General features: G+C 68.9%; 3 protein-coding genes. 1 reads left to right on the top strand and 2 read right to left on the bottom strand.

All coding sequences use genetic code 11. The features are described 5' to 3' along the window. The first annotated feature begins 372 nt into the window (after positions 1-372). Positions 373-1,707 (top strand): substrate-binding domain-containing protein, encoded by a 1,335-nt coding sequence (locus MBR110_RS20040; RefSeq protein WP_045577856.1) that lies wholly within the window; start codon positions 373-375, stop codon positions 1,705-1,707. Between the two features lie 386 nt (positions 1,708-2,093). Here the strand turns inward: MBR110_RS20040 and MBR110_RS20045 are convergent, their stop codons facing one another. Together MBR110_RS20045 and MBR110_RS20050 are read right to left on the bottom strand one after the other, a co-directional pair. Continuing rightward, positions 2,094-14,840: a filamentous haemagglutinin family protein gene (locus MBR110_RS20045; RefSeq protein WP_181709509.1), complete on the bottom strand. Its 12,747-nt coding sequence runs from the start codon at positions 14,838-14,840 to the stop codon at positions 2,094-2,096. Between the two features lie 64 nt (positions 14,841-14,904). Continuing rightward, positions 14,905-15,105, bottom strand: coding sequence for a hypothetical protein (locus MBR110_RS20050; RefSeq protein ID WP_014725296.1), 201 nt, complete (start codon positions 15,103-15,105; stop codon positions 14,905-14,907). Between the last annotated feature and the right edge of the window lie 13 nt (positions 15,106-15,118).

The following is a 15,118-nucleotide window of genomic DNA, read 5'->3' on the forward strand; positions in this document are numbered from 1 at the left end:
GACGAAAACGTCGTTCAAGCGACGACGCGTGAAATGTTACGCACCATTCGACATGAAACCGACTTGGCATTGGGTTAGCGCTTTGCAGCGCGCCGACTCAGCGCAAGCGCGGTGCCCGAGCGAGCATTGCGATGATGCGTCGATGCGAATGCCCAACATCCGGGACGCCGGTCCGCAGCGAACGCAGGCGAAATAACGGCATCGCCAATTCCAGTAACGCAATGCCGTATTCGCTCAAAATGTTACGCATCATTCGTTATGAAAAATTCACACGGACATTTTCGATTTACACCTACATTTACCCGGCGGTCCACAAGTATTCCAACCGCAGTAGCAGGGGTTCCCGTTTATCTTCGTCCAAGGAAATTTCTCATGAAATCCAGCAAGCGCAAGATCTGTCAGGTCCTGGCTCTCGTCGTCGCGGGCATGGGCGCATCGGTGGCGATGGCCGCCGGCCCGGTGCTTCAGGGCGGCGGCTCGTCGCTCGTCGCACCGACGATCGGCGCCGTGTCGCCGGCGTCCGGTGAAATCGGCCTGTTCGGCACGTCCGAAGGCACGTTCACGTACTACTCGGTCGGCTCGGGCGCCGGCCAGAACGCGTTCCTGAACAACCAGCCGACCTTCTTCGGCTCGGGCGTGACCGGCACGGTGCATTTCGCCAACAGCGATGCCGCGCTCACGACCGCTCAGGTCAGCGCGTACAACAACACGGGCCTCGGCACCAGCAACGGCCCGCTGATCCAGATCCCGTACATCGTGACGGCCATCACGGTGCCGGTCGTCAACGGCCCGGCCGTGACGAGCACGACGACGCCGCAAACGACGCCGGGTCAGGCGCACAGCGTCGCGCTGAACGACGACGACCTGTGCGGCATCTTCTCGGGCAAGCTGACGAACTGGAACCAGGTCACCAACCCGGAAACCGGCTCGGCCTATCCGCTGAACAAGGCGATCTCGGTCGTCTACCGTGCGGACGGCAGCGGCACGACCGAACTGCTGACCCGCCATCTGCACGCGGTTTGCACGACGGCCAATACCAAGACCGGCGTGTCGTTCGTCGATTCGCTGACGTTCGCGAACACGGTCGCATTCCCGTCCGGCGTGCCGGCGAACTTCGTCGCGGCGTCGGGCAGCGGCGGCGTGCGCGCTTCGCTCGCGTCGTTGTCGGCTGCCGGTACGGCCGCCGTCGCGTATCTGAGCCCGGACTACACGAACACGTTCCTCGCGTCGCAAAGCTCGGTCGTCACGTCGTCGGGCGCGCTGCAACTGCCGATCGCGAGCCTGTACAACACGGCGGCCAAGGCGTACTACGCCCCGACGTATACGAACGCCAAGACGGCGCTCGGCACGATCGCTCCGCCTTCGGGCATTGCCGCCAGCGATCCGACCAACTGGGTGCCGGTGTCGGGCTCGGCGTATACCGCATTGGCGAACCCTGCATCCGGTTATCCGGTCTCCGGCACGAGCCAGATCATCCTGAGCCAGTGCTATGCGAACGGCGCCGCGGCTACGGCGATCCACGACTTCCTCAACAACCACTACACGAACGCGAGCTACGCGTCGGTCGTGCACGGCAACGGCTTCGACACCGTTCCGTCGAGCTTCCAGACCGCGATTTCCGCGAACTTCCTGAGCAACTCGAGCGGCAACTTCCTCGACATCAACGACTCGACCATCTGCGGTTCGGGTGGCTACGCGGGCCGGTAAGCCGGATCGCTTCCGAATCGGCGCGCGGATGAAGCGCGTCGAGTGACGGACGGAGCCCCAAAGGTCGGAAGCCGACCTTTGGGGTTTTTCATTGCGGACAGCGCAGCGATTCACGCGAGCCGTGGTGAAGCGATGCATCGGGTTCCAACCGAAAGGAGAGAGCCGAGCGCCTGCGCGATACGGCGCTGCCCGATGCGGCACAGTGAGCCGATAACCGATCACTCTGGGGCCGAAGCACACGGCGTCTGCGACTGCCCCAGCGTCGATGAAATCCCGCCAAGCACTACGCGCGTCACATGGTCGATCTCGATGTCGACTTTCCGCGGCCGGCGACCGACGTCACCCGTCGCCGCCCCGTCAGCGCGCGTCCCGCTGCGACGCGCGCTTCAGAACCGGTTCAGCTTCGCCAGCTCGTCCTTGCTCAGCAGCGTCTTCTGCGTCGCCCCCGGCGCGCCGAAGCCGAGCAGCGAAACCGAATTCGACGAATCGTAGCCGACCTGCTCCGGCCTGCGCCGCTTCGATCCGCCATCCGGACCGTTGTCGCCGAAGCCCTCGACCTGCACGCTGATCGTCCAGCGACGCGGCGCGACGCCCGACGCGTTGTTCTTCGCAATGTCCTGCGCGGCCTGGCTCGCGGCCGAGGCGGCCGAACTCGCGGCGGTCAACGCCCCGGTGTTCACCGCCTGCACGAGCGGGATGCCGTTCACGGTGCCCGTCACCTGGATGTTGTCCGCATTCACGACGTGCAACGCGGCAACGTTCAGGTTGCCCGCACGAATGCCGGCGTCGCCCGCATCGACGGTGCCGCGCGGCGCGATCAGATTCACCGTGCCTTTCGGCGCGCCCGGTATGCTCTGCAGCGTCGCGATGCCGGCGCCCGTCACCTGCCCGCGCGCGTCGACGGTGCAGTAATGGTTCGCGTCGCACACGTACTGCGGCGCCGGCGTGTCGGCCGCCGTTTTCGCGCCCTTGCCCGCGTTGATGTCGCCGCTCGAACTCCAGATCGTCATGTCGCCGCCCTGCTCGGTGAAGATCCGGCTCTGCGCGAGCAGTACGCTCTGGTCCGTGAAGATGTCGACGTTGCCCTTCTCGAGCGTCAGGATCCCCATCGTGCCGGGGCCGGCGACCACGCTCCCGGTGCCGTCGACGATCTGCGGCGGCGCCGTCGTGCTGCCGACGAGCGCCTGCCCGCCGGGGCCGAGGATCGTCACGTCGCCGCCCTGCTGGGTCTGGATCGTCGTGCTGCGAATGTCGAGATTGCCGGTCGCGACCTGCCGGTTCGCGCCGTTCGATCCGCCGCCCAGACTGTTCGCCGTATAGCCCAGCGAACCGGGGAACAGTGTGTTGATCGCCTGATAGCCTCGCGCATACTGGCCGCGGTACGGACTCGACGGATCGTTGTAGTCGGCCCCGACCTGCGCGAGCACGCCGAACAGCACCTTCTGCGCGAAGCGTTGCTGCACATACGACGGCAACGCCTGGAATTGCTTCCACGCTTCGGCGGCCGTCAGCCGGCCGACCTTCGCGAGCGCCGCGTCGTGGTCGGCCTGCAGCCCCGTATCGACGCGCAGCCCCGCGTCGTACTGCTCCATGAACGCGATCAACGCCGGCGTCGCGCTCGGCACGCCGGCGACCGAACTGCCCGGCGCGACGTAGGCCGCCACGAAACCGGGAACGTCGATGCCGGGGCCCACGCCGAACAGCACGTCGAGGTTCGCGCTCTGGTGCGGCAGATTCGGGTTGTTCGCGTTGCCGACCGCGTCGATGCCCGTGAACACGTGCGCGATTCCGCCTGTGTTGGCGTGCTGGTTGTAGAGCTCGGCCTGGCTCGTCAGCGGGCCGATGTTGCGGCCGGCCTGGACATCGAACCAGCCAGGGCCGCCGACCGACAGGACTGGCACCACGCCGCTGCCGTTCTGAGGCGTCGGCGTGTCGTATATGTCGCGGCCGGCAACGATCCGCGTCACGTCCGAGCCGCGCAGGTTTTGCCCCCAGAACGCGAGGTTCACGATGTCCTGTCCGGCCTGCACGAGCGACGGCTTGTCGATCGACAGCGTGAGGAGGTTGCGATAGAAGCCGTCGCCGTCGGCGGACGTGTCGGCGACGCCGTTGACGATGCTGCCGTTCACGCTGTAGATCCGCGCCGGGGTCGCGTCGTCCCCGTGCAGCGCCGTGCGCGCATGGGCGGCGAGCGTCGCGTCGGTCAGCGCCGGGATCGCGGCGACCGGCAGCGGGTTGGTCGGCGACGGCATCGTCGACGGATCGGCGTCCGACAGGCCGAATTGCGTCGCCGGCGCCGTGTCGCTGCCGACCGACAACGCCGCGGCGTTGGACAGACGCACCGACCGATCCGCGATCAGGTTCAGTTGTCCGAGCGCCGACGGAAACAGCGTACCGCCCGATTCGACGTCGATACCGCCGCTGAATGCGGTCAGATTGACGCTGGCCGGCAGCACGCCGTTCGCACCGGTCAACAGGCTGCCGATTGCGCCGAGCCGGATATCGCCGGTCGTCGACGACACGTTCACCGACGAGGTCGGCGAGTAGCCCTGGCTGTCGGCGTACTGCCCGTAGTACTGCAGGTTGATCTGGTGGGTCGGCGAATCGCCTGCCTGAGGGAACGCGCTCGCATACGACGGATCGAGCACCGCGCCGAGCTCGACCCCCTGTCGGCCGGTCACGTCGAACACGCCGTCCTGGGTCGCCAGGATCGTCGATACCGCTACTGGAGCTTGCCCGGGGATCGACACCGGCACCGCGATGTCCGAGCCGATGCTGCCGCCTGCCGAGATCACGCCCGCGCCTTTCGCGACGAAGTAAGTGCCGCTCAAAATGTCGCCGTCGGCGCGTACCGACAGATTGCCGCCGCCGACGGTGACGGGCTGGCCAGTTGCGTCCTTGTACCAGGTGGTCGGCAACGACACCGCGAGATCCGAAATATTCCCGCCGGCACTGAGCGAAACATTGCCGCCGACGCTCATCACGCCCTGGTCGAAGGCGCCGAAATCGATCGAGGTCCGGGCCAGCGGAGCAACGAGTGTGTTGCCGTCGGCCGTTTTCGCGCCGGTGATCTGCATCCACTGCCACCAATACTGGTCGATCGAGTTACCGGCATTTCCGGTCACGGTTCCGTTCGCGTCGATCACCTTCTGCATGCCCTTGATGTCACGTCGCGCATGAATCGTGATGTCGCCGGCCGAATCGGGATTCACTGCCGAAGTCACCAGAACGTCCTGCAGGCCGGCGACGTTGCCATGCGCGATCGCGGTCGTCAAACCGACCGGCGGCGCGCCTGCCGCCGGCGCGCCGGCCGTATAGATCACGCCCGGAATGATCAGCGTCGACGGATCGGCGACCCGCGACGTGTCGAACAACGACACGTCGTTGCCGGCCGCCACGTCGATCGATCCCTTGCCGGTCCGGATCGTTACCGGTTCGACGAGCGTCAAGCCGTTGCTGTCCACGTAGCCCGTATGCCCGCTCAGCACCACGTTGCCGAGGTTGGCGGAAGCCGCCGCTGCGTTCGTGGACGTCGAAGCCGGCTGCAACGCGAGCGGGTTCGCGCTCGACACATCGGCGCCGGATACGATCCGGTACGACGAGCTTTCGCCGCCGAGCAAGGTCGCGAAAGCGACCGGTAGCGGATTGTTCGCGGTCGGCACGTTCGCCACCGCGTTGCCGGGTAGCGCGCCGATATTCACGACGCCGGTATCCGGCACCGACGAAGGCGCAATGGGCGCATAGAACACGTTGTATGCGCGTACAGGCGGTGTGAACAGGCTCGGGAGCCGACGATTGAAATAGCGTGAATATGCGAGCATATAGTTCGCGTAATCGGCAAGGTAGGCACGCTGCTCCGACAACGTCGCGTTCGCGGCCAGGCCGGTCGGCGGAGTCGGTGCGGCAGGTGTGCCAAAACTCGTAACCGTCCTGGGGGTGTACCCATTCATGTAAGTGCCGGGCGCGGGGCCGCTCGTGAGGTCAGAGCCCCAATAGGCCGTCAGATAGTCGCTGTAGGTCGAATGATCGGCCAGTACCGGCGCCGGCGTAACCGACGGCCTGACCGGCAGAATGTGCCCGGTGTAAATCGATGAGGAATTCGGCGACGTCCACGCTTCGATATCCTGTTGCCACGCGCCGGTATATGACAGATATGCCGAGTAATAGCCACCGGTCTGCCCCGTCAGCGGCGATACCAGCATTGCATTCGGATCCAGCGACGTGAGGCCCGCCGTTCCCCCGTTCGTAAACGTCACGGTCACCTGCGTCGGATCGTCAAGCGACACCAACTGGTCGAATTGCTGCTTCGCGTCCGTATAAGTGCCGGTTGCCGTAGCCGGCCCCGATCCGCCCAGGATCGACGCCACCTGGCTCTGATAAAACCCGTCCGAAATGCTTGCGTACGCATCGAAATCGTTGGCCGCGCGGAACGTCAGCGTCGGCGCGATCGTCGACCGATAGCGGAAATCCGGCGTGATGCTGCCGCTGTTGTTCGGTGCGCCCGCGCCGAGGTTCCAGTTCGACAGCACCGAGATATTGCCGCCGTTCACCGCATGGCCCGGATTGGCGAGCTCGATGCCCGGCGCGACGCTGAAATTCTGCAGCGATGCAGCGGCGAACTGGCCGGCGACGCCATCCGGTCCATGCTGGACGAATGCCATCAGCGTGCCCGGCGCTGCGCCGGACGCGTCGGCGCGATACCCGTAGAACGCGACATGATCGGCGTTGGCGGCCGCGGCGGCGAAGTACGCGCCGGACAGCCCGGTGAAGCCGCTGCCGGAAATCCCGTTGCGCAATTGATCCTCGGTCACCGCCGTCGACTCTCCGGTCGCGTCGTTGACGAGCGTTCCGCCGCCCGCGCCGCCCGGCGTATAGCTGTACGTCGCCGGCGTGCTGCCCGGCACCGTGAACGTGCCCGCCAGCAGATGGCCGCTGCCGTCGTACCAGCCGGCCGGATCGACGAGGCCGTCGAAATGCTGCGAGCCGGTCGTCGCATCGGCGGTGCTCCACACCGCATACGCTTCGACCGTCGTCTTGCGCGACCCGCGCACGCGGCTTCCGTCGAGCACGACGTTGACCGTGCCGTCGCGCAGCAGCGGCGCGCGGAAATCGACCGTGCCGTCCAGCGTGCCGCCGGGCGTACCGCCGGACACGTCGATCGACGCATTCGAACCGAGCCGGATCGCGCCGGACTGCGCGGCCGACACGTTCTCGTAGCCGTAGCTCGCGTTGTACGGATCGGCGACGGCCGGATCGAACGTCGCGCTCGTGCCGATCGCGACCTTGCCGCCGCGCTGGCTCGCATCGGTTGCCTTCGCGAGCAGCGAGCCCTCGATATCGACGCCGCTCTTGCCGTACAGGCTGATCTGCCCGCCCGCCTTGCCGGACGCATCGATCGTCCCCAGCACGTCGACGTTGCCGTTCGCCGTATCCGACGCGTTGCCCGCGCCGCCGTCGGCCGTCAGCGACACCGCGTGAGCGGACAGCGCATTGCCGGCCGACAGCGTCAGGTTGCCCGAGCGCGTGTGAATGTCGATCGACTGGTTCACGCCGCTCGACGCGAGCGTCTTCGCCAGCGCGTCGAGGTCGGCCGCACCGGCCGTGTCGAGCGACAGCGAGCCGCCCGCATAGCCGCTCGCCGCGCCGCCCTTGATCGTGCCGTTCAGGTTCACGACCTGCTTGGGCGCCGACAGCGTCAGGCTGCCCGCCGCGCCGCCGCCCTTCGCGCCCGAGAAATCGAGCGTCGCGCCCGGCTGCAGATCGACCGTCCCCGCATCGGCGGTCAGCGTGATCGAACCGGCCGGCGCGTACTGCGTCACGTCGAAGAACTGCTTCGACACGCCTGCCGAACTGACCGTCGAACCGCTGCCGATCGTCAGATTGCCGGTGGTCGCCTCGAGGCTCACGTTGCCGGCCGGCGCCGCGATCGTCGCGCCGTTGTCGGCGAGCGTGGCGCCGACGAAGTGCCATGCCCCGCCGACCGGCGTCTGCGGCAACGCGGCGCCCGCCGCGCCGTTCAACGTCAGCGCGCCGGCCGTCTTCACGGTCGACGCGGAGCGCGTATCGGCCAGATACACGGGCGCGTTCAGCGTCACCGGCAGCGCACCGAAATCGAACGTCCCCGTGCCTTGCCCGACGATGCCGGCGCTCGCGCTCAGGTTCGCCGACGCGAATCCGCTCAGCGACTTCGTGCCGGCGCCGAAATCGATCTCCTGCGCGTTGACCGTCAGCGTGCCGCGGCCCGGCGTGACGGCGCCGTTCGGCGCGCCCGTCTCGTTGGTGAACGCGATCTGCTGCCCGTTCAGCGTCACGCGGCCGCCGTCGCTCGTGAAGGTGCCCGCGCTGAGGTCGACGTGCTTGCCGAACGTCGCATTCACGTCGCCGATGAAGCCCATCGCGCCATAGCTGCGCAACGACACGAGATCGGCGTTCGCGAACTGCGCGAGGCCCGACGGATCGATCACGAAACCGGGCAGGCTCGCCGCGGCTGCGCCGCCCGCATTCGTGAACGTGATCGCCGAGCCGTCCACCGTGATCGCTTTGGCCGACAGCAGCGCGCTCGGGTCGGCCTTCAGCGTGCCGGACGAATCGAGCAGCAGCGCCTGTCCGCCCGACAGCGTCGCGCCCGCGCCGACCGTCAACAGCCCGGCGCCGGTCGCGCCGCTGCGCGTGAGCGGCGCCATCGCGCCGTTCGATACGCGCAGCAGCGCGCCGTCGCCTGCGATCGTGATCGGTTGATCCTTGGCCGCCGGGTAGTCGCCCGCCGCCGCGATCGATGCCCCGGCGTCGACGCGCAAGCCGTTCGCCGCATTCGGATCCGTACCGCTCGCGTCGGTTCTCGTCGCGATCAGGATCTCGGGGCCCTTCAGCGACGAACCTGCGTCGTTCGACACGACCACGCTGTTCGCGATCGGCGTGATCGTCACGCCGTTCGCGGTCGCCGCACGCGTGCCGCCGATCAGCAGGCTGCCGGCATTCAGCGAATCGAGCGCATCGCTGCCGATCTGCAGATAGCCGGCCAATGCCGCGCTGCCGCTGCCGGTGATCTGGATGTCGCGCGACGCGATGTCGACCTCCGCCGGCGCGCCGAGTGCACCGGGCGCCGCGTTGAGCGTCGCGCCGAGCGCCAGCGCCTTGGTCGCGGCGAGCACGAGCTGACCGCCGTCCACCGGCAGCGGCGGCGTCACGTTGCCCTGCTTCGCGGCCTGCGCGGCGAAGAAATCGTTCGCGCCCTTCAGCGTGTACTGCGAATACTGCTGCCAGGTTGCGCCCGACTGCACGTCGAACAGCGTCGGCGTCGCGCTGCGGCCGCCGGTGACCGCGTCGGCGAAGTAGCCGGCCGTCGTCACGGTGCCGTCCGGCCGCACCTGCGTCGCGCCCGGAACGACGTTGCCGCCGGTGCCCGACACCGTCACGCGGTACGCGCCCGGCAGCGTCGCGTACTTGCCCGGCAACAGCGTGTAGTAGCCGGGTTGCAGGCCCGGCACGCCGGACAGGTACACAGCCTTGCCGATCGCGTCGTGCAAGCCGGCCTGGCCGACATCGAGCGTCGCGGTCGTGGTCGTCGGCGTCCCGTTGCTCGCGACGCCCGGCTGCAGCGTCTGCGCGAACATCGGATCGTATGCGGCGACCGGCGACTGGACGCCCGGCACGATTGCGTAGACGTTCCCGGCGCCGGCGTTGACCGGCACCGCCGTTGCCCCGTTGCCGCTCGCATAGCTCACGTTGTATTGCGCCAGCACGTCGCGCGTGCCGCCCGTGCCCGGCACCCATTCGGCGGCCTGCAGATCGCCGCCGCCCGACAGGTCGATCGTCGCGCCCTTGCCGAGCGCGACGCGCGCGCCGTTCACGCCCACGTACTTCGCGGGCGGCGCGTTCAGGTCCCCCGCCGACGCGCCGGCGAGCGGATTGAACTGCCATTCGACGCCGTCGATCGTCGTGCCGTACGGAATGATCGACGTGCCGTTCGAGACCGACGTGACGCTGCCGTTCGCGAACGTCACCGAATCGGTCGCGACGAGCGGCAGCGTGCCGAACTGTTTCTGCGTCGCACCGCTCGCAGGATCGCCGACGCCGAACACGAGCGCGCCCGACGGCGCGCGCACGGTGCCGCCCTGCACGATGTCGGTGGCGTCGACGAGCAGCGTGCCGCCCGCCGACGGTGGCGTGCCGGACGCGCCGGTCGAGCCGAACGTGACGGTGGTCGGCGCACGCTGGCCCGTGACCGGATCGACGGGACCGACCGCATCGACGATGAAGGTGCTGCCGGTGGCCGGATACAGGCTCGCCGCATTGAACGTGACGTTGCCCGGCGTGTACAGCACGCCCGGCAGCAGCGCATTGCCCTGCTGAGACACGCTCGTCGAGCTCAGACGGATGTCGCCGCGGCTGCTCAGGTTCGCGTGACCGAAGTTGTTGAGCTGGATCTGGTTGCGCAGATCGACGAACGACGCATTGACGTTCAGCGTCGCGTCGGACAGCGTCTCGACCGGCGCGAACTGCGGCGTCGACGACGTTGCCGTCGGGCCCGCCAGCGCGACGTACGGCGCGTCGATCGTCACCTTCGTGCCGAGCGGGTGAGCCGGCGCCTGCGACAAAAGGGCGTCGAGCGCCGAACCGGCGGCGCCCGGCTGCTGCGGCGTCGCCAGCAGCGTCTGCAGCTGGTCCATGCCGATCGCGGCGATGCGCCCGCCATTGAGCGTCACCGACTCGGGCAGCGCGAGGCTCACGTTGCCCGCGAAAGCGATCGTCGGCACCGGCGCCGAAAGCGGCGACGGCGTGCTGTCGCCCAACACGAGATTCGCGATCCCCGAACCGTCGAGGCGATCCGCGGCGAACTCGATCACGCCGCTCGGCTGGCCGGCCGCGCTATCGGCCGGCGTCGGGACAGCCGCGCCCGGCGCGAACCCGGCGGGCAGCAACGTGCCGCTCTGCCGCACGACGAGCGCGGTCGCGCCGGGCGAACCGCCGTTCTGGTGCGGCAGGATCGTCAGCGTGCCGCCGCGCGCTTGCGACGCGCCGCCGTGGCCCGCCAGCTTGCCGTCCGCGAACAGCCCGTATGCGGCCGACAGCGTGATCGAGCCGGCGTCGCTCCACACCGGTTGCGACGCATAGGCGCCGTTCGCCTGCAGGCGGTCGAAGTTCGTCGACGCGCCCGAGACGTCGATCGTCGAGCCGGCTTGCGCGACCACGTAGCCGGCATCGCTCGACAGCGTCACCGAGCCGCCGGGCAACACCTTGCCGGTATGCGGCGTGACCGTCGTCGCGCCGATCCTGACCGGCGCGGCCAGCGGATCGGCCAACGCGACACCGGCCGCGTCGAGCGTCGCATCGGCGCCCAGCCACACCGAGCGGCCGGCGCTCGGCGTGAACACGGTGGCTTGCCCCGGCTGCGCAAACGGGCCGCCGCCCGTATCGGCGCTCAGCGTGATCGAGCCACCCGGCGCGACCACCGAGCCGAGCACCGTCACCTGCAGCGGCGAACCGAAGCCGATGCTCGCGCCGGCATCCGCATGGATCGACGCGCCCGACGCCAGCGTCACGGCGCCGGTCACGTCCGCATAGGACGGCGGCGGGCCATTGGGCGTGCTCTGCCAAGTCAGATAGTTGCCGCCCGTCAACACGAGGCTCGTCGGTTGCCGGTGATAGGCGTCGAGTTGCCCGATCGTCGTCAGTCCCGCCGACGCGAGGTTCGCGCCCGAACCGGTGCGCTGCAGCGCGAGCGCGTCCGGCATGCGGTTGCGTTGCGTCAGCGCGAGCGTCGCGCCCGGCGCGATGGTCGAGCCGTAGTACGCGTTCAGCACGTACTTGCCGAAGCCCTGCTGCGCGAAAAAGCTGTCGGGCAGGTACACGTCCCACGGCGAGGCGGCCGAGCGGTCGCCGCCGATCCGCAAGCCGAGCGCCTCGAGCGTCAGCGTGCCGCCGCCCGAAAAGCCTTCGCTCAGTATCGTGCCGCCCATCGCGATCGTGCCGGCGCTCGGCTGCGTGGCGGGCAGCGGCGCACCGCCGTCGAGCGTGTGACCGAACTGCCTGGTCGCGCCGGATGCCGCATAGGTCTGCAACGTGACGTTGCCGCCGCGCCCGACCGGCACGCCGTCGCGCATCAGCAGTTGCCCGTTCGCGAGCATCTCGCCGCCGCTCGACACGTCGAGCACGCTGCCCGGCTGCAGCACGATCGAGCCGGTCGCATCCACGTCGGCGCCGTTCACGCGCGTCGAGCCCTGCATCGCCGACAGCGAGATGCTGCCGCCGTCGACGAACTGGCTGTTGCCGGGCGTGGTGCCCGGCGCGGCCTGCACGTCGTTGTTCACCCACTGGCCGGCCGCGTCGAGCGCGCCGTGCGGGCCGACCACGACATTGCCGCCGCTCGTGACCGAAATCTTGCCGGACGGCGCCGAGACACGCCCCGCGATGTTCACGTCCGCGCCGATCGCCGAGCTGTCGAGCGAAACGGAGCCGCCGGGCTGCAGGTTCAGCTGCGTGCCCTGCGCGACCTCGATGCCCTTGCCGGCGTTCCTGTCGCCGGTCACGTTCAGGCTCGCGAAGCCGCCGCGATTCAGCGTCGCCACCGGCACGACCTGCGTGGCCGGCAGATTGTCCGGATCGTTCGCGGCGAGCGCCGCCGACGCGCTCGGGTCGAGCCGCGTGTCGATCGAAAAGCCCGGCATCAACGCGCCGAGCTGCGGCGCTTCGTTCTGCAGGATCACGAGGCCTGCGATGCCGTTGATCGTGAGCGACGTGCTGGCCGCGGCGTTCCACGCCATCCCGGCCAGCGCGCCGCCGGCCAGCTTCGGGTCCGCGCCGAGGTTGAACGTACCGCCCGACGGCAGGCTGTTGCCCTGCGTCTGCTTCGCGCCGCCGAACGCCTGCGCGCTGACGTCGCCGTCGAGCACCAGCGCCTGCGACGCGAACAGGTCGAGCGTGCCCGCATTGCCGCCGACGATGTAGTCGGCCTGGTACGCGGCGCCCGTCTGCAGCGGGTTGAACCACGACTTCGTCACGCCCCAGCGCGGATGGCTTTCGACGAACTGCCCGGCAATGCCGACATAGCGCTCGTACGGGCTCGCCTGCCCGATCGGCACGATCGCGCCGTTGGCGTCCACCAGCCGCGTCGTGTTCACCATCCCGCCGTCGTAATGCACGTAGCCGCCGTTCAGGTTCATCGACGAACCGGTCGCGGTCATCACCTCGTTGCCGGACAGCGTGATCGTGCCGCCGTTGGTCAGCAGTTGATCGACGGTGCGCGGAATCAGGTTCACGTAGCCGGACAGGTTCAGGATCGGGCTGCCGACCCACTGCACGCCGTCGCTGCGCGTGCCGGTCAGCGTGCTGTCGACGACCACGCCCTTCAGCCCGAACAGGAAGCTGTTGCGCAACAACGGCGAGTCGGCCAGCTCGTTCTGGCCGATCCGGTCGATGGTCAGCAGCGTCTGCGAGATCGGCGCGTGCACGTCGGCCAGCCCCGATACGTCGATCGTCGCGCCGTCGTCCACGTAGATGCGGCCCGGCACCGCGCTCTGCCCCGGCGTCGAATTCGACACGACGGACGGCACATAGGCCGTCACCGACACGTTCGAGCCCGGCGCCTCGATCAGCGAGCCGCGCTGGAACCACACCGAACCGGCCGTCATCGCGATGCCGCCCGGCGTGAAGGTCGTGCCCGGCGTCGACGTCGCCGTCTGGCCGGCGCTGTCCGCCAGCACGGTGGTCACCGATTGCGGCCCGAAGCTCAGCAGGCCCGCGCGATTGACGTTGTCGGCGCCGCCGGTCCCGCTGGAGACCAGCCCCGAGCCGGGGTACGGATTGCCGAGCGGATCGTTCGACGCATATTCGTCCGCGGTCGAGATCGTGATCGTGCCCGGCGTGTTCACGCTCGTCGTCACGCCGACCACGCCGTTCTGCGCGACGCGGCTGCCGAGCAGGTTCACGTTGCCGCGCGCGGCCTGGACGATGCCGGTATTGGTCAGCGTGCCGGCGGGCGTGACGTCGATCGTGCCGCCGGTCTGCAGGTCGGTCTTGACGATCTGTCCGCTCAACTCCGGCAACAGCACCTGCGGATTAGCCGTCACGCCGGCGGTGTTGGGGCGCAGGCTCACGCCGACGCCCGCCGCCAGCACCACCTGTCCGGCCGTCGCGGAAATGCTGCCGGCGTTCGTCACGTTCGGCGCCGCGACCAGGACGAAGCCGCCGTCGCTCGCCGTCCCATTGGTGTGCGTCGTGATCGACGCGCCCTGCTCGATGGTCACGTCGCCCGGCGCCTGATACGCGCCGCTCAGCAGCACCGGGCCGCCGAGCCCGAGCACCTCGTTCGGGCGGCCGATGGCGCCCGCCACGCCGCTCGAACTGCCCGATTGCGGATAGGCCAGGCCGCCCGTCTTGCCGGGCTGCACGCTCAGGAACTGCAGGTTGCTCGCGACGATGCCGTCCGCGGTCGGCACGAGCTGCTTCTTCATGTCGAGCAGGTTCAGCGACGACGCGACCAGCGAATGCACGTTGACCTGCGAGCCGGCACCGAACAGCACGCCGTTGCGGTTGATCACGTAGACGGCGCCCTGCGCGGCGATGTTGCCGAGGATCTGGCTCGGCCGGCCGCTCGGATCGTTGACGCGGTTCAGCACCGCCCAGTTGTTCGCACCGTTGGTCTGCGTGCCGCCCGACTGGTCGAAATTCAGCGTGGTCTGACGGCCGACGTTCATCGTCTCCCACGTGAGCACCGCATTCTGGCCGGTCTGCTTGACGTCGACGTTCACGTGCCCGTTCGCGTCGACGCTCTGCGTCGGCGCGTTCGCGTTGAACCACAGCACCGGGTTGCTCGTGTCGGCCGTCGCGCCGGCCGCCACCTGCAGCCCGCCCGGCGCGAGCCCGTTCGGCACGCTCGACGGCAGCTTCGCCGCGGCGGCGGCCGCGTTCTGCTGCGCGGCGATCTGGGCCGCGATCGCATGCGCGGCGTAGCCGAGGTTGCGGATCGACGGCTGGCTCGCCTGCGCCGCCTGCTGCGGCGACACGCCGAGGTTCGGCATGCCCGGCACGCCGCCGGCCGCGCCGCTGCCGCCGCCCGCGGCGCGCGCGGTGGCCGCGCCGAGGTTCATGATGCCGGCCGCGTGCGCATGCGCGGACGCCGCAGCCAGCAACATCAGCGCAGCGGCGCGCACCAGCGGCCGCAGTTCCGAGTTGAGGGTCGAGCGCGACCCCGTCGCGTCAGATTGTCGTGCCGTACGTGCGCGTGCTGCCATTCGTCACCCCGAATCCTATGAAATGGCGCTCGGCGACGATCGCGCCGCCCACGACGCCGATCCGTTGCCGCGCCTGGTCGTTGCGCGTCGGCCGGAACCCGGCCGCGGGAATCCCGAGAACATACGAAGGCCCGATGGCAGCGACATGGCGGGTGTTACGGACCATTCCGGCCGCGCGC

Origin of the sequence: Burkholderia sp. MBR-1, assembly GCF_013822785.1 — a bacterium.
Classification (GTDB): domain Bacteria; phylum Pseudomonadota; class Gammaproteobacteria; order Burkholderiales; family Burkholderiaceae; genus Burkholderia; species Burkholderia vietnamiensis.